Source organism: Collinsella sp. AM20-15AC (assembly GCF_003471405.1).
GTDB lineage: Bacteria > Actinomycetota > Coriobacteriia > Coriobacteriales > Coriobacteriaceae > Collinsella.
This window is the reverse complement of the sequence record NZ_QRJA01000012.1, coordinates 26,729-45,964: the sequence shown is the minus strand read 5'-3', so window position 1 is coordinate 45,964 and position 19,236 is coordinate 26,729. Positions and strand designations below refer to the sequence as shown.

General features: G+C 61.8%; 18 protein-coding genes. 2 read left to right on the top strand and 16 right to left on the bottom strand.

Annotated features, from left to right (window positions below; all coding sequences use genetic code 11):
* Positions 1-193: 193 nt before the first annotated feature.
* From DW233_RS05465 to DW233_RS05425, 9 genes are all read right to left on the bottom strand, one after another.
* Positions 194-571: a metal-dependent transcriptional regulator gene (locus tag DW233_RS05465; RefSeq protein ID WP_118267133.1), complete on the bottom strand. Its 378-nt coding sequence runs from the start codon at positions 569-571 to the stop codon at positions 194-196.
* Between the two features lie 207 nt (positions 572-778).
* Positions 779-1,549, bottom strand: coding sequence for a Cof-type HAD-IIB family hydrolase (locus tag DW233_RS05460; RefSeq protein WP_118267131.1), 771 nt, complete (start codon positions 1,547-1,549; stop codon positions 779-781).
* A gap of 6 nt (positions 1,550-1,555) precedes the next feature.
* Complete coding sequence (locus tag DW233_RS05455) at positions 1,556-3,415, bottom strand: ABC-F family ATP-binding cassette domain-containing protein (RefSeq protein WP_118267129.1); 1,860 nt, start codon at positions 3,413-3,415, stop codon at positions 1,556-1,558.
* A 203-nt stretch (positions 3,416-3,618) separates the two neighbouring features.
* Entirely contained in the window at positions 3,619-4,491 is an 873-nt protein-coding gene (pstB, locus tag DW233_RS05450) for a phosphate ABC transporter ATP-binding protein PstB (protein WP_118267127.1), read from the bottom strand.
* Positions 4,488-5,414: a phosphate ABC transporter permease PstA gene (gene pstA, locus DW233_RS05445; protein WP_199574590.1), complete on the bottom strand. Its 927-nt coding sequence runs from the start codon at positions 5,412-5,414 to the stop codon at positions 4,488-4,490. The genes pstB and pstA overlap by 4 nt, the downstream gene beginning before the upstream one ends.
* Positions 5,407-6,315 (bottom strand): phosphate ABC transporter permease subunit PstC, encoded by a 909-nt coding sequence (gene pstC / locus DW233_RS05440; protein WP_118267123.1) that lies wholly within the window; start codon positions 6,313-6,315, stop codon positions 5,407-5,409. Before pstC ends, pstA begins: the two co-directional genes overlap by 8 nt.
* A 25-nt stretch (positions 6,316-6,340) precedes the next feature.
* On the bottom strand, positions 6,341-7,282 hold the full coding sequence (locus tag DW233_RS05435; protein ID WP_118267121.1) for a phosphate ABC transporter substrate-binding protein: 942 nt from the start codon (positions 7,280-7,282) through the stop codon (positions 6,341-6,343).
* Between the two features lie 293 nt (positions 7,283-7,575).
* Entirely contained in the window at positions 7,576-9,012 is a 1,437-nt protein-coding gene (locus DW233_RS05430; RefSeq protein ID WP_118267119.1) for a M20 family metallopeptidase, read from the bottom strand.
* Positions 9,013-9,066: 54 nt separating this feature from the next.
* Positions 9,067-9,762, bottom strand: a complete 696-nt coding sequence (locus DW233_RS05425) for an HAD hydrolase-like protein (RefSeq protein ID WP_233547951.1) — start codon at positions 9,760-9,762, stop codon at positions 9,067-9,069.
* 123 nt (positions 9,763-9,885) lie between these two features.
* Between DW233_RS05425 and DW233_RS05420 the strand changes: the two genes are divergently transcribed.
* Positions 9,886-10,746 (top strand): DegV family protein, encoded by an 861-nt coding sequence (locus tag DW233_RS05420; protein ID WP_118267115.1) that lies wholly within the window; start codon positions 9,886-9,888, stop codon positions 10,744-10,746.
* A 93-nt stretch (positions 10,747-10,839) separates the two neighbouring features.
* Here DW233_RS05420 and DW233_RS05415 read toward each other — a convergent pair whose 3' ends face one another.
* The 5 genes from DW233_RS05415 to DW233_RS05395 all read right to left on the bottom strand — a co-directional run bounded on the left by DW233_RS05415 (position 10,840) and on the right by DW233_RS05395 (position 14,931).
* On the bottom strand, positions 10,840-11,148 hold the full coding sequence (locus DW233_RS05415) for a type II toxin-antitoxin system YafQ family toxin (protein WP_055250871.1): 309 nt from the start codon (positions 11,146-11,148) through the stop codon (positions 10,840-10,842).
* A gap of 2 nt (positions 11,149-11,150) precedes the next feature.
* Entirely contained in the window at positions 11,151-11,450 is a 300-nt protein-coding gene (locus DW233_RS05410) for a type II toxin-antitoxin system RelB/DinJ family antitoxin (protein ID WP_055250873.1), read from the bottom strand.
* A gap of 113 nt (positions 11,451-11,563) precedes the next feature.
* Entirely contained in the window at positions 11,564-12,322 is a 759-nt protein-coding gene (locus DW233_RS05405; protein WP_117629061.1) for a TIGR00730 family Rossman fold protein, read from the bottom strand.
* Positions 12,323-12,536: 214 nt separating this feature from the next.
* Positions 12,537-13,676 carry a tRNA guanosine(34) transglycosylase Tgt gene (gene tgt, locus DW233_RS05400; RefSeq protein WP_022093813.1) on the bottom strand — a complete coding sequence of 380 codons (1,140 nt, stop codon included), beginning with the start codon at positions 13,674-13,676 and terminating at the stop codon, positions 12,537-12,539.
* 454 nt (positions 13,677-14,130) lie between these two features.
* Complete coding sequence (locus tag DW233_RS05395; RefSeq protein WP_006235414.1) at positions 14,131-14,931, bottom strand: SDR family NAD(P)-dependent oxidoreductase; 801 nt, start codon at positions 14,929-14,931, stop codon at positions 14,131-14,133.
* A 294-nt stretch (positions 14,932-15,225) separates the two neighbouring features.
* Here DW233_RS05395 and DW233_RS05390 point away from each other — a divergent pair, with 294 nt between their 5' ends.
* Complete coding sequence (locus tag DW233_RS05390; protein WP_118267113.1) at positions 15,226-16,989, top strand: hypothetical protein; 1,764 nt, start codon at positions 15,226-15,228, stop codon at positions 16,987-16,989.
* Positions 16,990-17,330: 341 nt separating this feature from the next.
* Here the strand turns inward: DW233_RS05390 and queA are convergent, their stop codons facing one another.
* Positions 17,331-18,542, bottom strand: a complete 1,212-nt coding sequence (gene queA / locus DW233_RS05385) for a tRNA preQ1(34) S-adenosylmethionine ribosyltransferase-isomerase QueA (protein WP_118267154.1) — start codon at positions 18,540-18,542, stop codon at positions 17,331-17,333.
* Positions 18,543-18,612: 70 nt separating this feature from the next.
* A complete protein-coding gene (locus DW233_RS05380; protein WP_118267111.1) occupies positions 18,613-19,188 on the bottom strand; it encodes an epoxyqueuosine reductase QueH in 576 nt (191 codons plus the stop codon).
* Between the last annotated feature and the right edge of the window lie 48 nt (positions 19,189-19,236).

Genomic DNA, 19,236 nt, shown 5'->3' with positions numbered 1-19,236 from the left:
GCTTGGTTTTGAAAACGTCCTCGCGCATGAGGCCCGTCTTTCTTGCTCCTGCGGAGCAACGGAAAGGTGGGCCTCGCGCTGCGGAGTGTTTTCAAAACCAAGCCCGGCCCCGGCCTGCATTGACACAGCTGGCGGTTCTTGGGCATCGCTTGCTGGCGGGGTTCCTTGTCTGAGTTGGACTTGGTTGGCGGGGCTACTGGTCCCGGTCGCTGTCCCGTCCCAGCATCGATCTTAGCTTCTCGAAGCTTTCCTCACTCAGGCAGTGCTCCATGTGGCAGCCCTCTTGCGACGCGACCTCGGGCGTTACGCCTGCGTCCTCTAGCAGCCCTACAAAAAAGCAGTGACGCTCCCACATTTGGCGAGCGACCTCCAGACCACGCTCCGTCAGATGAACGTCGCGCTTGCCCATTTCGACATAGCCGTTGCTTTCCAACGTCGCCATGGCCTTGGAAACGCTCGCCTTGGTTACGCCGAGGTACTCCGCAACGTCGATCGAGCGCACGATGCCCTGACGTTCCGATAGAACGTAGATCGATTCGAGATAGTCTTCTCCGGATTCACGCAGGGCCATGGGCCGCCTTTCGCGATGGCTTCTAGTTAGCCTTTGGATACTTTTGCTTGATTTACTTTACCGCAAAAGTTGCCCATGTCTTACTACTTTGCCTAAAAGTTAGCCGTGTTTCACAAAACATGCGGGACGAAAACAAAATGGGGACGCCCCGCAAGGAGTGTCCCCAGCTGCCGGCAGAAAAGGAACGTCCCTAAGTGCCGGCCGCAGCTACAGTAGCCCAAAGTGCTTGGCGGCGTTGTAAATGCCGTCGTCGTCTACGGCGGTCGTAACGTAGGTCGCCGCGGCCTTCACGGTATCCTGCGCGTTGCCCATGGCCACACTTGTGCCCACGGCCGAGAACATCGACAGGTCGTTCTCGCCGTCGCCAAAGGCGATCGCCTCGCTCGCGTCGATGCCCAAGCGCTCCAGCGTCGCCGCCACGCCCAGGTCCTTGCCGCCGTTAGCGGGAATAATATCGCAGAACAGATCGCACCAGCGCGTAGTGAGCGAATGCGACACGGAATCGGTCACGATATGCTCGTCGGCCGGATCAACAAAGGCGCAAAACTGGTAGACCGGCGCGTCAAAGGCGTGCTCAAACGGCTCCTCATGGTAGACAATCCCCGCGTTACTGCCAGCCGTCACCACGCGCTCGGACAGGCGGTTCACAAACGAATTCTCGCCCTGCATGCACAGCGAGTCGTAGCGCCCCTCGGCCACCTGGCCCACGATCACCGCAACGTCGTCCGGGTCAATCGGACAGCTGCGGTAAACCCCCTCGGCATCAAAGCAGCGCTGGCCCGAAAGCGTAATGTACGCATCCCAACCCAAGTCGAACAGCCAATCGGGCATCTGATAGGTCGGGCGGCCCGTAGCGATCACGCACGCAATCCCCTGCCCGCGAAAGCTGTCGAGCACCTGCTGCGCCGACGCCGGAATCCGATGGGTCTTAAAGCTCAGCAACGTGCCGTCGATATCGAAAAACGCGGCCTTGATCATCCTCGCCTACTCCTCGCCCTCGAGCTTTTCGCTCGCCTCGAGCCACGCCATCTCCAGCTCGTCCATGGCGGCATGGGCCTCGTCGATCTTTGCCTGCTGCTCGCCCAGCGCCGTGTAGTTGGTGGGATCGACCTGGGCCATGGCGGCCTCGGCCTCCTCCACGCGGGCGCGCTGCGTCTCCATCTTGCGCTCGAGCGAGCTCACCTCGCGGCGGAGCTTCTGGCGCTCGGCATTGGAAAGTCCGTTGGGCTGGCCGCTCGACTTGGGCTTTTCGGCTGCAACCGCTGCGGCGCCGGTGTCGAACGTGCCGGTCTTGGCGCTCGGCGCGCCCACGGGCTCGCCCTCGGCAGTAGCGTTGCACAGGCGCAGGTACTGGTCGACGCCGCCGGGCATATGCGTCAGATGACCGTCAAGCAGCGCCCACTGCTGGTCGGTCACGCGCTCCATCAAGAAGCGGTCGTGCGTCACCAGGATCAGCGTGCCCGGCCAGCCGTCGAGCAGGTCCTCGACAATCGCCAGCATGTCGGTATCCAAGTCGTTGCCGGGCTCGTCCAGGATAAGCACGTTGGGCTCGTCCAGGATCGTCAGCAGCAGCGACAGACGACGGCGCTGGCCGCCCGAAAGATCGCCGATGCGGCTCCAGAGCTGCTGCGTCGTAAAGCCCAGACGCTCGCAGAGCTTCTCGGGTGAAGTCTCCTTGCCGTCAATGACGTAGTACTTCTTATAGTAGCTGAGCACCTCGCGGATCGTGTCGCCCATGTAGGGTTCGAGCTCCTCGAGCTGCTGCGACAGCACGCCAAAGCGCACCGTCTGGCCGATCTTCACGCGGCCGCGCAGGGGCGCGATCTTGCCCTGGATCACGTCGAGCAGCGTCGACTTGCCGGCGCCGTTCTCGCCCAAAAGACCATAGCGGTCGCCCGCACCGATGAGCCAGGTCACATCGGTGAGCACCTGTTTGGACGTGCCATCGGCATCCGCATAGCCGGCATCCACGTCGACCACATCGATAACCTGCTTGCCCAGGCGGCTACCGGCCAGGCGCTTGAGCTCCAGCTCGTCACGCACGGGCGGCACGTCGGCGATCAGCTCGCGAGCGGCATCCACGCGAAACTTGGGCTTGGTGGAACGTGCCTGGGCGCCGCGGCTCAGCCACGCGAGCTCCTTGCGCGCCATGTTGCGGCGGCGCTCCTCGGTGACGGCGGCCATGCGGTCGCGCTCCACGCGCTGCAGGATGTATGCCGAGTAGCCGCCCTCGAAGGGATCGACCTGGCCGTCGTGAACCTCCCACATGCTGGTGCAGACCTCGTCCAAGAACCAGCGATCGTGCGTGACCACGAGCATCGCGCCCTGACCGCGCTGCCAGCGGGCCTTTAAGTGACGCGCAAGCCAGTTGATGGTGCGCATGTCCAGATGGTTGGTGGGCTCATCGAGCATGAGCACGTCATAGTCGCCGATCAGCAGGCGCGCGAGGTCCACGCGGCGGCGCTGACCGCCCGAGAGCTCGCCTACCATGCCCTCCCAGGGCACATCGCTAATAAGACCGGCCAGAATCTGGCGCGTACGGGGGCTCGACGCCCACTCGTACTCGGGGGCGTCACCCACAACGGCATGATGCACGGTATCGGTATCGACAAGCTGGTCCTTTTGGCCGAGTAGACCGATCGTGATGCCGCGGCGGTGCGTCACGCGTCCGTCATCGGGCTCCAGCGTGCCGGCGAGCACGCTCAGCAGCGTCGACTTGCCGTCGCCGTTTTTACCGACAATACCAATGCGGTCGCCCTCGCCCACGCCGAGCGTCACGCTATCGAAAATATGCTTGGTGGGAAACTCTAGGCTGACGGAATCGCATCCCAAAAGAATCGCCATATGCCCTGCTCCTTCGTAGAAATTCAACGTTCTCCATGATAGCGAAAACCACCACAAAGGGGACGGGCGCCTTCGTGGTGGTTTTGGGCAAGCGCACCAGCACACGACACAAAAAGGCGGGCCATCTCCCGCAAGAGATGACCCGCCTCTCCAATCAGTCCCGCGGCAACCGTGGCCGCCGCGGGCCTCAAGCATGTCCCGGACTAGGAGAACATGCCGGTGAGGTAATCATTCAGCCGCTTATCCTTGGGCCGTTGGAAAATCTCGTCGGTCTCGTCGTACTCGACCATATCGCCCATGTAGAAAAACGCCGTGCGGTTGGACACGCGCGACGCCTGCTCCATGTTGTGCGTCACGATGACGATGGCGCGGTCGGCCACGATCGACGACATGAGGTCCTCGATCGCCAGCGTCGAGATGGGGTCGAGCGCCGAGCAGGGCTCGTCAAACAGGATTACGTCGGGGTTGAGCGCCAGCGTGCGCGCAATGCACAGACGCTGCTGCTGACCGCCCGAAAGCGCGTAGGCGCTCTTGTCGAGCTTGTCTTTGACCTCGTCCCACAGCGCGGCACCGCGCAGACTTTCCTCGACCATGCGGTCGAGCTCGTCACGGTCGGTGATGCCGTGGCGCTTGGGCGCAAAGGTGATGTTGTCGCGAATGGACTTGCGGAAGGGGTTTGGCTGCTGGAACACCATGCCGATGGAGCGACGCAGCTCGTACGTGTTCTCGGTCTTGGTGTTCACGTTGCGTCCGCGATAGTTGATCTCGCCCTCCACGCGGCAACCGCGAATCTCGCGATTCATCAGGTTAAGGCTGCGCAAAAAGGTCGACTTGCCGCAGCCCGAAGGCCCGATGAGCGCCGTGATCTCGCCCTTGTGAAAGTCGAGCGACGTATCGTGCAGTGCATGGTGGTCGCCATAGTACACGTTGACGTCCTTGGTGGAGAGCACGACCTCGTCACTCACGGCCTTGCCGCTCACACGAACGCGCTTTTCGCTCTCCCCCACACTCGACAAAAAGTCCTGGGTCTCGGACGATGCCGCTTCGGTTACGGGCGTTGCATTCATCTCGCTCATTCGGCTGTCATCTTCCTTGCCAGTTGCTTGCCCACGATACGGGCGACCACGTTAAACAGCAGCACGCAAATCATCAGCAGTGCCGCGGTGCCCCAGACGATCTGCTGGGCCTCGGGGCTGCCCTCGCCATAGATCTTGTAGATGTGCACGGCAAGCGACTCACCGGGACGGAACACGTTCCAGGCGCAGGTGGGGCTCGACAGGTTAAAGCTCAAGAAGTTCAGGCGAACCGGCGAGCTCATGCCCGAGGTAAAGAGCAACGCCGCGGCCTCGCCAAACACACGGCCGGCCGAAAGCACGATGCCGGTCACGATGGCGGGCATGGCCTCGGGAATCAGGATGTGCAGCGTGGCCTCCCAGCGGGTGAGGCCCATAGCCAGACACGCATCGCGCTGGGCCTGCGGCACGTCCTCGAGCGCCTGCTGAATCACGCGCACCAGGATGGGGATGTTGAACATGGTGAGCGCGACGGCGCCGGAGATGATGGAGTACTTCCAGCCCAGCTGCACCGAAAACACCAGAAAGCCGAACATGCCCACGACGATGGAAGGCAGCGAGGACAGCGTTTCGATGGCGGTCGAGGCGATGTCGCGAATAGGCCCATCGGGCGCGTACTCAACCAAAAAGACCGCGCCGCCCAGGCTGATGGGCACCGAGATGATCAGGGTGATCAGCAGCAGATAGAACGAGTCGAACAGCTGGTAGAGCACGCCGCCCTGCGTTCCGTTGGCGCGTGCGGGCTGCGTGAGAAAGCCCGGCTGGAACAGCGTCGAGATACCCTCGAACAGGATGTAGGCCACCATGGAGACGACGATAAGCATGACGATGGCGGCGATCGCCGTCAGCACGCCCGTGGCGATGCGGTCCCGCTTTTGGACACGCCCGAGTCTCGCCTCGTCGATATGGATGCGCGTGCTAGCCACGAGCCTTCGCCCCCTTGCGGCCAATGAGATGGATGATCAGGATAAAGATGAGGCTCATGCCCATCAACAGCAGACCGAGCGCCCACAGGACGTCGTCCTGGGCCGAGCCCTCGGCATAGACCGCCATGGACGTGGTGAGCGTGGTGGTGATGGTCGACGCCGGCGACAGCAGCGACGTCGGCATGGCCTCGATACCGCCGATAACCATGCGCACGGCAAGCGTCTCGCCAAAGGCGCGGGTCATACCCAGGATGATCGCGGTCATGAGCGAGGGCATGGCGGACTTGAGCACCACGTGCCAGATGGTCTGCCAGCGGGTGTAGCCCAGCGCAAGCGAGCCCTGACGGTAGCTGTCGGGCACGGCGCGCAGGCCATCGACCGAAAGCGTGGTCATCGTCGGCAGAATCATGACGGCCAGCACGATGGCGCCGGGCAAGATGCCCAGACCCGTGCTCACGTGAAAAACGCTCTTCATAAGACCGACGACCACGTGAAAGCCGATCAGGCCGAAGACGACCGAGGGAATGCCGGTCAAAAGCTCAATAAGCGGCTGAAAGACCTTGGAGCCAAACTTAGGCTGGATCTCGACCGCAAAGATGGCAGAGCCGATGGCGATGGGCAGCGCGATGAGCGTGGAGAGCACCATGACCGCAAACGAGGTGACGATCAAGGGTAGGGCGCCGGTATAGGGCAGACCGTCCTCGGCCGTGTTTGCCAGGTCCCACTTGGTGCCGGTGAAGAACTCGACGACCGAGACGCCGTCCTTGAGAAAAGCCGAGAGGCCCTTTTGGGCGACCATAAAGATGAGCGCGGCAACGACAAGCGTCACGAGCGCTACGCACGCGCCCGTGACGCCCAGGCCCACGTTCTCAAGGTCGCGCTTTGGCAGCTGTTTTGCCATTGCAAACCTTTCCGGGGGCGATTGCTTATTTAGCAGAGACCTTGCCGCTGGCGTCCTTGACGACCTTCATGGCAGAGACGGGGATAAAGCCCTGCTCCTCGACGAGCTTACCCTGGACGTCGTCGGAGAGCATGAACTCCAGGAAGGCCTTGGTGGCCTCGTCGGCGTCCTTCGCGCAGTACATGTGCTCGGTAGCCCAGATCTTAAAGGAGTCGTCGGTGACATTTGCGCTCTTGGGCTCGACGCCCTCGACCTTAATGGCGTTGAACTTGGAGTCGTCGAAGTGCGAGAAGTCGAGGTAGGAGATGGCGTTGTCGGTGCTGCCCATCTGAGTCTGGACGTCGCCGGACTTGTCGAGCTCGGCGTCGCCCTTAAAGTCGACGGCCTCGTCACCAAAGACGGCGGCCTCGAAAGTGGCGCGGGTACCGGAGCCGGCCTTGCGGTTGAGGACGACGATGGTGGCGTCGTCGCCGCCGACCTCCTTCCAGTTGGTGATCTGGCCGGAGAAGATGCCCTTGAGCTGCTCGAGGGACAGGTCGTCGACCTTGACGTTCTTGGAGACGACGGGGCCCATGCCCACGACGGCGACCTCATGGTCGACGAGGTTCTTGACCTGGTCGGCCTCGAGCTTGGTCTCGGCGAAGACATCGGAGTTGCCGATGGTGACGGTGCCGGCGGCGACAGCGGTCAGGCCCTTGCCCGAACCGTTGCCCGAACCGGAGACGGAGACGTCGGGGTTGGCGTCCATGAACTTCTCGGCAGCGGCCTCGACGAGAGCCTGGAACGAAGAGGCGCCGTCGTAGGTCACCTCGCCGGAGACGGACTCGGCAGCAGCGGCGGCACTACCCTCGGTAGCGGTGTCGGCGGCGCTAGAGCCACCGCAGCCAACGAGGCCGAGTCCGACGATGCTGGCAAGACCACCGGCGAGGCCGAGGAACTGACGACGAGAATAAGCCTGATCGAGCATGATCTTCCTTTCATACATGCGACTCGCGGGCACCCTGCCCGCTTTGCTGTTTGGAAAGATACGGCCCCGACCGGGCAGCGCCCGCGCCAACTGCGGTTTTTTACGGGCATCTGATAGACCCTTACCGCAAGCGCGGCTCGGCTTTACAAACGAATAACAAACCCGCCACCAAGCATGACCCGCCTTTTACACCAATAAAAACAAAGTTGCGGTGAAATAGTTCCTGCTTGGCCATCAAATGGCCCATTCTAGGAACTATTCCACCGCAACTTAGATTGGGAAACCGCGAAACCTTAAAGCTCCAGCTCGTTCAAGCGCAGGATTGCCACGATATAAATCTTGAGCGCCTGCTTGAGCTGCTCTTCATTGGCGCACTCGTTGGGGCCGTGCATCTGGCCGCCCCATGCGGGCAGCTCCAGGCCGGTCTCCTCGGGGCCAAACGAGACGGCGCGGGCAAAGTTGCGTGCGTACGTGCCACCGCCCATGGCGAAGGGTTCGGCATGCTTACCCGTAAACTCGTTATAGGTGTCAATCAGCGCCTTCACGGCCGGGTCGTCGGCAGAGACCGAGAACGGCACCTTTGCGCGACCCACGCGATACGTCACGCCAAAGCGGCCCACAAGTGGCTCGAGCTGCTCGCGGATGGTATCGGCGCTCGTGCTGTCGGGGAAACGCACGTCAATGACCTGCTCAATGTGGCCATCCACCACGCGGATGACGCCGGGGTTGCACGTGAGCGGGCCAAACGCCGTGTTCGTCGCATCGATTCCCAGGCCACGACCATAGGCATCCGCGTGCACAAAGGCCAAGAACTTAACGAACTCGTGCTCGGCAGGCGTCAGCAGGCGCTCGTCGCGCGCACCAAACGCATCCTCGGCCTCGCGCAGATACGCCACGATCAGGCCGACGGCATTGACCGTTCCCTCGGGCATCGAGGCATGACCGCCAATGCCGTGGGCGAAAATCTGCGCATGCCCGTTATCGAGCGCCGTGATCTCCAGGCGGTCGGCGTTCTCAACGGGCGCCGGCAGCTCATCGACGGCAATCGCAAGCTCGCAGATAGACTGCGACGGAATGGCGTTGCTCGCCTCGGCACCGCTCCAGGACACAATGCGCCCGCCGTCGATCTTGGAGCTCACAAACGTCGCCCCAAACTGGCCCTTCTCGGCATTGCAGACCGGGAACTCGGCATCGGGCGTAAACAGAAAGTCGGGGTTCGCGTGGTTCTCCAGATAATGGTGAACGTCGGACATGCCCACTTCCTCATCGCAGCCCAGCAGCGCGCGGAAGGTGTAGCGCGGGGTAATACCGTGCTTGAGCAGATAGGCGCCGGCGTAGAGCGACAGCACGGCAGGACCCTTGTCGTCGATAACGCCGCGGCCGAGCAGCCAGCCCTCGCGACGCTCCATCGCAAACGGGTCGGTGTTCCAGCCGGGGCCGGCGGGCACCACGTCCACATGGCAAATGGTCGCGAGCTGCTTGTCACCGCGGCCCGGGATATCGGCAATGCCCACATAGCCCTCGTCGTCGCTCGTCTGGTAGCCGAGCTTTTGCGCAATGCCGAGCGCGCAATCGAGCGCGTCACGGACCGGGCGGCCAAACGGCGCACCGGGCTCCGCATCGGCAGCAACGGCCACAGACGGATAGCTCACCAGCTGCTCGATATCGGCGACGACATCTTCCCAGACCTCGTCGACATATTCGGCAACGCTCTGCTCCACCTGATTCATGGACGACCTCCTTACCAATGAGCGGCGAGCGCGCTCGCCCCTCACATTACGTCATTAGATAGCGAAAAGTTTAGCAAGCTCGGTCACCGAGTGCACCACCGCATCGGCACCCGCCGCCTCGTGCTCGCCCGGCGCCGCCGCGCCCGAATAGATGCCGATGCACGGCACGCCCATTGCGTGCGCGCCCTCCACATCGTTAAAGCGATCGCCGATCATCACGGCATCGTCGGCCGTCGCGCCGAGCGCCGCCAGGGCATCGCGGACCGAATCGGCCTTGGTCTCGCGTCCCTGCGGCGGATTCATGCCAATCACCGCCTCAAACTGAGAGAGCCCGAGCTCACGCACCATGTCGATGCACTTGGCCTCCATGCGCGACGTCGCCACGGCCATACGTTTGCCTTGGGCGACCAACCCATCCAGCAGCTCGGGGACCCCATTGAACACGGGATACTCCTCCGGTCCCAGTTCATCAAAAAAGGCGCGGTACTCATCGGCCACCACAAGCGACTCCTCGCGGGAAAAGCCGTAAAAGTCGTGAAAGCTCTTCCACAGGGGCGGCCCGATCATGCGGCGCAGATCACCCATCTGCGCTTCCGAAAACCCGCGCGCGGAAAGCGTCTTGCGCGTCGAGGTCATCACCGCCCGGCCCGTATCTGCCACCGTGCCGTCAAAATCGAACAGCACAACCGGCCGCTCGCAAAGTTGCAATGCCGCCATCGGCACCCTTCTTCCCCAGTTGATGATTTCCACACCACCGCTTCAAACTGTTGACTATTCAACAATTGAACCTAGCAATGTAGAGCAACTCCACTATACTTGTCGCACTTTGCTTTCAGAAGGCGGCGCTGCCGCGCCCCAACGAAAGGTGCAATTATGTCTTTTGCCATCATAACCGACTCCACGTCGGACATCTCCCCCGCCCGCGCCCAAGAGCTCGGCATTTACGTGATTCCGCTGCATGTGATTATCGAGGGCGAGGACCTGCTCGACCAGGTGCAGATTACCGCCGAGGAGTACGTCGCCCGCATGGCCGGCTCCGAGCAGCTGCCGCACACCTCGCAGCCGAGCGCCGGCGAGTTCAAGGCACTCTTCGACCGCGTACGCGCCGACGGCCACGATAGCGCGATCTTTATCTCGCTATGCAGCGAGTGGTCCGCCTGCTATGCCAACGCATGCCTGACGGCCGAAACCCACGAGCTCGACGTGCGCTGCATCGATTCGCGCACCGGCTCGGGCGCCGAGGGCCTGCTGGTGGAGTACGCGCTGGCCATGCGCGAGGACGGCCGCAGCCTGGACGAGACCGAGGCGCAGATCCGCGCGACCCTGCCCGACGCCCACCTGTTGCTGATTCCGCGCACGCTCGAGAACCTCGTTAAGAACGGCCGCGCGCCCAAGCTCGCCGGCCAGTTGACGCAGATGCTCAACATTCGCCTGGCCGTTTCGCCGGAGTGGAAATCGGGCGAGATCAAGGCCGTCAAAAAGGGCCGCGGCGCCAAGCGCATCGTTGCCAACACCATGACCGATTGCCTCGCATTTTTGGCCGAGCATCCGGGCTCCAGCGTGCGCGTACTCACGACCGGCGCCGCTGAGGAGCAAAAGCTCGTCAGCCAAGCGCTCGCAGGCCGGGACTACGTGGACGCCGGCACCGGCCCCATCGGCTGCACCATCGCCACCCATGTAGGCGTCGACGCCATCGCCATCAGCTACTGCCCTCGTTACCAGCCCATCCACTAGGGGCACCTTTACCACTTGCGGTGGAATAGGAACTGTTTTTGGCTTATCAGCCGCAAATCAATCCCTATTCCACCGCAACTTAGAAATCGGCGATCAGCCCAGCGGACCCTGAAACAGTTCCTGATGAGTGCCCATTCTCACCAGCCTAATCACTGGGTTAGTCTTATGGGGAAGATAAAGAACGACCACATCGACCAAGCCATCGGATAGGTGGAAATCGATGTGGCCGTTGTAGTTTCCGCCCGGGTTTGAGAGCTCGTGGGCGCCATACTCCGCCGGAAGTGACCCATGAGCCACAAGCTCTGCAACCGCCGCTTTAAACTCACTTTTTAGCTGCGGATGCATGCGCATCGTTCGTTTGTAGTCCACCTTAAATTGAGCCTCGACTTTAATCTCGAACATCGCTATTCCTCATCGAGGAATGACATAAGCTCATCAGCGTTATTGAATGACAGGCTATCGTCCGGCAAAATCCCCAGCTCATGAGCCTCGGCGATCACCATGGCGCGCCTCGTCACCTCGTTGGGCACCTCCGCCCTTCCTACAATCTCAAAAGGAATCTTTCGCTGATTTACCAGCTGCCGAACAGCAAGATTGAGATAGGAATTGAGGCTGAGGCCGACCGAATCCAAGAACTCAGTCGCCTGCTCCTTGAGCCCCTCTTCGATTCGAACCGTCGTAGGCTTAACTGTTGCTGTAGACATTTGCGACCTCCTCGCCCTCGTCTTTTACACCAGTATACCCAATACGCATGGCAATCTGATGTTAGATAACATCAGATTGCCATGCGTATTCATGTCGCGTGGGCACGATTGATCTACATCAGCCCGCTGAGCGCAATGTCAACGGCCTCGTTGAGGTCGTCGGTGATGTGCACCAGCTCCGGATCGAGCGGGCTAATCATACCGGCGTCCATCACCGGGCCGTTGAGCCAGTCGAACAGGCCCTGCCAGTACTCGGTTCCCACCAAAACGAGCGGCATGCGCTTGACCTTGTGCGTCTGTACCAGCGTGAGCACCTCGAACATCTCGTCGAGCGTACCAAAGCCACCAGGAAACACGATGGCGCCCGAGCTGTATTTGACGAACATGGTCTTGCGCACAAAGAAGTAACGGAAGTCCATGCCAAGGTTCACGTATTTGTTGAGCCCGTGCTCGTGCGGCAGCTCGATACCCAAGCCGACCGACTTGCCGTTGACACTCGCCGCTCCCCTGTTGGCCGCTTCCATGATGCCGGGGCCGCCGCCGGTGATGACCGCCACGCCACGTTGCGCGATCTTGCGCCCGACGGTACGCGCCGCCTTGTAGAGCGGATCGGTCTTGGGCGTGCGGGCGCTACCGAAGATGGTCACCGCAGGACCAAGCTCGGCAAGCGCGCCAAAACCATCGACAAACTCTGCCTGGATGCGCAGCACGCGCCACGGATCAGCATGCAGCCAGTCGGTCGAGTCCTCGGGCGCCAGCAGGTTGGCGTAGGTGTTGTCCTTGGGAATCATGGGACCGCGCATGACCACGGGGCCGCGGCGGTACGTCTCGTCGTAGGCTGGCTCGCCCTCGACGTTCTCATTCTTAATCATGGGATACTCCTATCGAGAAAAAGAAAAACGGGCGGGGTCGACGCCATGCGCCAAACATCCGCCCGAACATCAACTATTCGGTATGGTACCCACGATGCATCAAGTGCTTGCAAGCTATCGGTCATCGGTCGCGCAGACAGTGTTAGCGAACGTGATGACCGGCCGGCGCTCGCACCTTGCCGTTGCCCGCGCTCTGCAAGCGCTCGCGCCGCTCTTAGTAGTCCACCGCCGCAGGACTGTTCATCCAGTCGCTCACAAACGCGCCGTAGCGGCCCTCGATAATGGCCTGACGGGCACGCTGCATAAGGTTGAGCAGGTAATAGATGTTGTGCATCGACAGCAGAATACCGCCGAGCATCTCCTTCTGCGTGACCATGTGACGGATGAGCGCGCGGCTGTAGCCGCCCGTGCACACCGGGCAGGTGCAGGTGGGATCGATGGGGCCGTCGTCGTGCGCAAAGCGCGCGTTGCGGAAGTTAAGGCGACCTTCACTGGAGAACGCCGTACCCATGCGGCCGGTGCGCGTCGGCAGCACGCAGTCGAACATGTCGATGCCCACGCCCACGCCGCGCACGAGCGTGGTAGGGTTGCCGACGCCCATGAGGTAGCGAGGCTTGTGCTTAGGCATGTACTCGGAAACCAGCGGCGCCAGTGTCTCGAACATGGTCTCGTGGTCCTCGCCCACCGAGTAGCCGCCGATGCCATAACCCGGAAAATCGCCGCACTCCTCCAGATGACGCAGCGAGCGCAGGCGCAGGTCCAGGTGCATACCGCCCTGAACGATACCAAAGAGCGCCTGGTCATCGCGGGTATGAGCCTTATAGCAGCGCTCGGCCCACATGCTCGACAGCTCAACAGCGCGCTCAACGTAGGCGCGCGTGGCGGGATAGCCCGGGCACTGGTCGAGCTGCATGCAGATGTCGGAGCCGAGCTTCATGGCGATTTCCATGTTGTCCTCGGGCGTCCAGAACACGTGGCGACCGTCGTAGTCGTTGACGATAAAGCGCACGCCCTCGTCGGTGAGCTTGACGGCGTCGTTGTGGCTGAACACCTGGAAGCCGCCCGAGTCGGTGAGGATGGGGCCGTGCCAGTTCATGAACTTGTGCAGTCCGCCCAGCTCGGCGATGGTGTCCTCGCCGGGGCGCATGGACAGGTGGTAGGTATTGGCGAGCACGATCTGCGCGCCGAGCTGTTTGACGGTCTCGGTGGGAATGCCCTTGACGTTTGCCTTGGTGCCCACGGGCATAAAGATCGGCGTCTCGATATCGCCGTGCGGGGTATGCAGCACGCCGGCACGCGCGTGCGTGGTCGGGTCCTCGGCGATCAGGTCGAATTTAAAGAGGTTTTGATCCATAAACTGGAACTCCTTGGTTGCGGTTCATACGCAGACCATTATACGAGCAACCCGCAAGAAGCACCGACTCGACAGAAACTGGCGCGAGGAGGATACGGCAGGGACACGGCAAATGAGCGTGGATTTTTGGACGCTTACCGGATGAGCGTGGATAATCTCCCACTTTTGCCCAAAGCACAGCCCAAAAACGGGAGATTATCCACTTTCATTCTGCGGGCACTCATTTAAGTACGTTCCCGATGAGTGGAGCTATTTACCAGCCACGCCAACGCCGATGTTTTGGCAACGCCGATGTTTTGACAACGTCAGCGAGCGGTCACCAGGGCGAACAAATTGGCATGAAAAGAGGGCGGCATTGACCTTCTGGTCATGCCGCCCTCTTTGAATGACAAGTTGTCGCCCTGGTGACCGCGCAGCGTCGACCCGTTACGCGGTTTGGTAAAACCGCGTAACCCTACGGACGCTGGCCCATGCCGCCCTCGAGGGTGACGGTCTCGCCGTTCATATACTTAAAGTCGGGACCGCAGAGCTGAACGACGACGCGGCCGATTTCCTTCTCGACGTCGCCGTAGTGACCCGCCGGCGGCATGTGGACGTTGGCCTTGAACGCCTCGGGATAGGCATCCTGGAAGTTCTCGAGCGCGGCGGTCCAAGCAAGCGGGCAAACGATATTGACGTTGATGCCGTCCTTGCCCCACTCGTTGGCGGCAACGCGAGTCAGACCACGGATGCCCTCCTTGGCGGCGGCATAGCTGCACTGACCATAGTTGCCAAACAGGCCGGCGCCCGAAGCAAAGTTGACCACGGAGCCCTTGGTCTCCTTCAGGTGCGGGTAGGCCTTCTGCATGTACAGGTAGGTGGCATACAGACCGGAGTAAATGGCGAGGTTGAACTGGTCCATGGTGTGATCGGCGATCGTCACGCCCGAAGCGCTGGCCTGAGCATTGTTGACGACGGCGTCGATGCGGCCGAACTCCTCAATAGCCTTGTCGATGACGTTCTGGACGACGGCCTCGTTGTCCTGACCAGCCGAGACATCGGCCTGAACAGGCAGAACCTTGACGCCGTACTCGGCCTCGAGGGATTCCTTGGCAGCCTCGAGCTTGGCAACGTTGCGGCCGGTAATGACGAGGTTTGCGCCCTCCTTGGCAAAAGCGATATCGATACCGTAGCCGATGGAGCCAGCGGAGCCGTCCTTGAGCGTGGCCTTGCCGCCGCCGGTGACGATCACGGTCTTACCAGTGAAAAGTCCCATATAAAGTCCTTTCAAATCGCGACGGGCCTGCCCGTCGACTGCGCGCATCCAACTTCACGCGCCAAAAGCTGAAATGCAACTTTAGCGGGTTCAAGTGAAAAATAAAGCCCCTGGCAGGCGAACGGCGCAACGTCTTTCGGCGAAGGGAATGTCAAGTACAAACTGGATAAAGTGGCCGAGTTTTTGCTATCGACGCGAGCCATCGAACACGTTTTGAAACTTTGCTGCAGCGCGCGGGATGTCGGCGCGAGACTTTATCATAGGGTGACAAACAACGATGAGGAGCACATGCCTATGACAGACGAGCTGGACCCCCAGACTCAACAGCATATTGATGATTCCGCAGACGTCACTGCAGATGCCGACGCTGTGACCTGCGATGATATTGACCTCGACGGCCCATTCTTGGACGAAAGCGCTACGGCGGAAACCCCTGGCGCCGAAGATGCAGACGAGCAAAACGACGATGCGCCCGCTCAGGACGACCGCCCCGTACAGGATGCTGCTCCGCAAGCTGCGGGCCCTATCGAGGTTTCTTCGGAAGAAGAGCTCGACGCCGTCATGGACTCCATGATGGATGCCGTCAAAGCGATGAAAGACGCCGTGGCCGACGCTGACGTTGACGCCGAGGAAGAGGAGGCCGCCGAGGCAGCCTCGACCTTCGTACCCGGCGAGACTCCGGTTGCCGACCAGGGCAGCACCATGCCCTCGTTTCTGCAGCTCGAGCATCCCACGATTGGCACCGATGCGGTCGACCCGCACGCAGCAGGCTTTTCTGTGATCGAAGGCGGTACCGGCAATATCGCCGTGCCGCAGACTGCCGATGCGGACGCTGCCGACACCGCTCGCCCGACTGTCCCGCACTCCCCCGCCGCGAGCCGCGATCTGGGGACCGCTGTCTCGAACACTGCGAACGCCGTGGGCACCTTTATCGCCCAGGGCGCCTCGGCCATGCGCGAGATGAACGCCGCGAAAAAGGCACTTGCCGATGCCCGCGCCCACCTGGCCGAACTTGAGCAGCGCATTGCCGATCAGGCCGAGGAACTCGAGACGCGCCAGGATATCGCAGGCCGCTACGACCAGATCGTCGCCGACCAGCGCCAGGCGATTGCCACGGCCCAAAAGACTGCAGCGGTCGCCGAGATTGACCGTGATGTCCACGCCTCCAAAGCGACAGAGCTCAAGGGTCAGCTCGAACAAATGAAGACAGAGGATGACGCGACTGAGCTCCGCCTGAAGGCCGCGCTCGACGCCGTGGAGGCCCGCGAGGCGAGCTCACGCGAGACCGGCAACCGCCTCGTTCGACGTCTTGAGGATTCCAAGCGCATCCGCGACAAGGTGAAGGCAGAGCGAGACGCCGGCATTGCCGCCGCACAACAAACCGTCGACGCCACGCGCGCCCAGCTCGAGACGCTGCGTCATGAGTATGCCGAGCTGCAACGCAATCCCTCGGCAAATCCCGCCAACTATACGGTGCGCACCAGCGAGCTCTCGATGCAGATTTCCGACACGGCAGATGCCCTGCGTAAAGCCGAAGAAGATGTCCCGCGCATCACCGCCGACCTTGAGCACTCGCTTGCCGCAGCCGAGCAGGCCGTCGAGCAGGCTCAAGCCCCTATCGCCGACGCAAAACGCGCGCACCAAGCCGTGACGACCGAAGCCGATGCCGCGCGCGACGAGCTGCAGACGGCGAAGACCGCCGCCGCGACTCGTCAGCGCGAACTGCGCGAGAAGATCGCTGCCGAGGACAAGGCGCGCCGCGACCAGGAGCAGACCATCGCCAACGCCCAAGCAGATGCCGCACATGCACAGTCGATCATCGAACAGGCGACCGAGGTGCACGACCACCCAGAGATCACCGAGTCGCTTGCAGGGTCCTTGGCCCGAGACAATGCCGAACACACCGAGACCGAGCGAGAAGTCGCCCAGCTCGAGGCCACCGAGGACGCGGTGCGCGAGCGTACCCGCGACTCACGCATCAAATTCACCGGCGCCATCGTCTGCATCGTCGCCGTAGTTCTAGTGATCATCTTGATCTGGCTGTTCGCGAGCAAGTAACCACTCCCCAACGATTACAAGGACTGTCCCCAGGTGCCGGCAAAAAAGGAACGTCCCCAAGTGCCACCTAATGAGAGTGGATAATCTCCCACTTTTGACGAAGAAACACGCCTAAAACGGGAGATTATCCACTCTCATTCTGCAGGCACTCATTTAAGTACGTCCCCAATGAGTACCTGCCGATGCTTTGGCAAAGTCAGCGAAAACGCCCCTAAGCGAGCAAGGTGACGTGAAAGAGGGGGGCATTGACCTTCTGGTCATGCCCGACGATTGAACGTCAGATTGCCGCTTAGGGGGGTTTGCAGCGTCGGCCGGTTACGGCGTTTGTAAAACGCCGTAACCTACAAAATGAGCATCGCGTCGCCAAAGCTGAAGAAGCGGTAGCGCTCTTCGATAGCAGCGGCGTAGGCATCCATGATCTGGTCGCGGGTGGCAAGCGCGCTTACGAGCATCATGAGCGTGGAGCGCGGCACGTGGAAGTTCGTGATCAGCGCGTCGACCACGTGATAGGTCGAGCCGGGCATGAGGTAGAGCTGCGTCGTAGCGTTCTCGCGCGCCACGATGTCGCCGCGGCCGAGCGTATCGGCCCCATCCTCGCGGCCCTCAAAATAGCGCGCCGTCACGGCCGGATCGGACACCGGTGCCTCAGCGTCAAAGGCGCTCTCGAGCGAGCGCACCGCGGTGGTGCCGACGGCGATCACGCGGTGCCCCTCGGCCTTCGCCTTATGCACGGCGTCGACAACCTCCTGCGACACGTGGTAGCGCTCGGTGTGCATGACGTGCTGCGTGGGGTCGTCCTCCTCCACCAGACGGAAGGTATCAATACCCACCTCGAGCTCGACGGCGGCAAACTTCGCGCCCTTGGCCTCGATAGCGGCCATGAGCTCGGGGGTAAAGTGCAGACCCGCCGTAGGAGCGGCAGCCGAGTGCTCCTCCTTCATGGCGTAGACGGTCTGGTACTTCTCGGGATCGCCCTCGTAATCGGTAATGTAGGGCGGCAGCGGCACGTGACCGGCAGCATGAATGGCCTCGTCGAGCGTGCGCGGCTCGCCGGCGGCATTGCAGCCGGCCGGCTCAAAGCGCACCAGACGGCCTCCGCGGCTATCGGTGACAAAGTCGATGACCTCGGCCGTCAGCACCACGGGAGCCCCCTCGGGCGCATGGGCGCCACCGGCGCGATACTCAATCTGAGCACCGGGCTTCAGGCGCTTACCCGGCTTGACCAGGCACTCCCAAACATGGCCGAGCGGATCCACGTCCTCGCGGCGCTTGAGCAGCAGCGTCTCGACCACGCCGCCCGAGCCCGTCTTGCGACCGATCAGGCGGGCCGGCATCACACGCGTCTTGTTGATGACGAGCACATCGCCCGGCTCGATATAGTCGATAATGTCGCGGAAGATGCGGTGCTCAACGGTACCGCCGTGCTCCAGCGGCTTCCCCGCCTGGGAGCCTTTGCGATCCACCACCAGCAGGCGGCAGGAGTCGCGCGGCTCGGCAGGAGCCTGGGCAATCAGTTCCTCAGGAAGGTTGTAGTCAAAATCATCGGTACGCATAGACACGTCGGATACTCCTTATATAGCTAAAGTCCGCTCTACATCCTAGCAGGCTGACGTCCCAAACGAACTACTTTTTGGCGGCTTTGCGCTCGTCGCGGATGCGGGCGCGATCCATGGCCGCCTCGACCGCCGAGAAACGGCAGCCGCAGTAATTCTGCCGATACATGCCCAGCTCACGCGAACGGCGCGTAGCCTCGGGATAATACGGGCGAAAATCGCGAATCACCGGGGTGAGACCGCGGGCGGCAGCCAGACGCTCCAAAACATCATTGCAGGTGTCGAACAGCTGATACGGCGAGACGGCGAGCGTCGTACCCACATATTCAAACCTGCGCTCCTGGGCAACGCGGCATGCCTCGGCCAAGCGCAAGGCATAGCACGAGCGACAGCGACGGGGCCGATCGGCACCCAGCGGGGCCACGCCGGCCTCCCAGCGCTCGCGGTCCTCCCCCGCCTCGATGAGCTCGATGTCGCCATCGGCACACCACCGGCGCAGCTCGTCCAGACGCCGCCGCCATTCATCGCGCGGTTGAATATTGGGATTGGTCCAGCAAATCGTGGGCTCAAACCCCTCCTCGCGCAGCAGGCGAACCGGCTCAAGCGAGCATGGTGCACAGCACGCATGCAGCAACAACGACTTCATCGACATCCCCGTCCCAGAAAACTCACCCCGACATCATGGCAGCTAAAA

Coding starts and splice junctions, on each gene's coding strand:
- DW233_RS05380 (WP_118267111.1), bottom strand. CDS start 19,188: ATGAAGTCGTTGTTGCTGCATGCGTGCTGTGCACCATGCTCGCTTGAG.
- DW233_RS05405 (WP_117629061.1), bottom strand. CDS start 12,322: ATGATTAAGAATGAGAACGTCGAGGGCGAGCCAGCCTACGACGAGACG.
- DW233_RS05430 (WP_118267119.1), bottom strand. CDS start 9,012: ATGAATCAGGTGGAGCAGAGCGTTGCCGAATATGTCGACGAGGTCTGG.
- DW233_RS05420 (WP_118267115.1), top strand. CDS start 9,886: ATGTCTTTTGCCATCATAACCGACTCCACGTCGGACATCTCCCCCGCC.
- pstC (WP_118267123.1), bottom strand. CDS start 6,315: ATGGCAAAACAGCTGCCAAAGCGCGACCTTGAGAACGTGGGCCTGGGC.
- DW233_RS05410 (WP_055250873.1), bottom strand. CDS start 11,450: ATGTCTACAGCAACAGTTAAGCCTACGACGGTTCGAATCGAAGAGGGG.
- DW233_RS05455 (WP_118267129.1), bottom strand. CDS start 3,415: ATGGCGATTCTTTTGGGATGCGATTCCGTCAGCCTAGAGTTTCCCACC.
- DW233_RS05395 (WP_006235414.1), bottom strand. CDS start 14,931: ATGGGACTTTTCACTGGTAAGACCGTGATCGTCACCGGCGGCGGCAAG.
- DW233_RS05465 (WP_118267133.1), bottom strand. CDS start 571: ATGGCCCTGCGTGAATCCGGAGAAGACTATCTCGAATCGATCTACGTT.
- pstB (WP_118267127.1), bottom strand. CDS start 4,491: ATGAGCGAGATGAATGCAACGCCCGTAACCGAAGCGGCATCGTCCGAG.
- tgt (WP_022093813.1), bottom strand. CDS start 13,676: ATGGATCAAAACCTCTTTAAATTCGACCTGATCGCCGAGGACCCGACC.
- queA (WP_118267154.1), bottom strand. CDS start 18,542: ATGCGTACCGATGATTTTGACTACAACCTTCCTGAGGAACTGATTGCC.
- DW233_RS05460 (WP_118267131.1), bottom strand. CDS start 1,549: ATGATCAAGGCCGCGTTTTTCGATATCGACGGCACGTTGCTGAGCTTT.
- DW233_RS05415 (WP_055250871.1), bottom strand. CDS start 11,148: ATGTTCGAGATTAAAGTCGAGGCTCAATTTAAGGTGGACTACAAACGA.
- DW233_RS05390 (WP_118267113.1), top strand. CDS start 15,226: ATGACAGACGAGCTGGACCCCCAGACTCAACAGCATATTGATGATTCC.
- DW233_RS05435 (WP_118267121.1), bottom strand. CDS start 7,282: ATGCTCGATCAGGCTTATTCTCGTCGTCAGTTCCTCGGCCTCGCCGGT.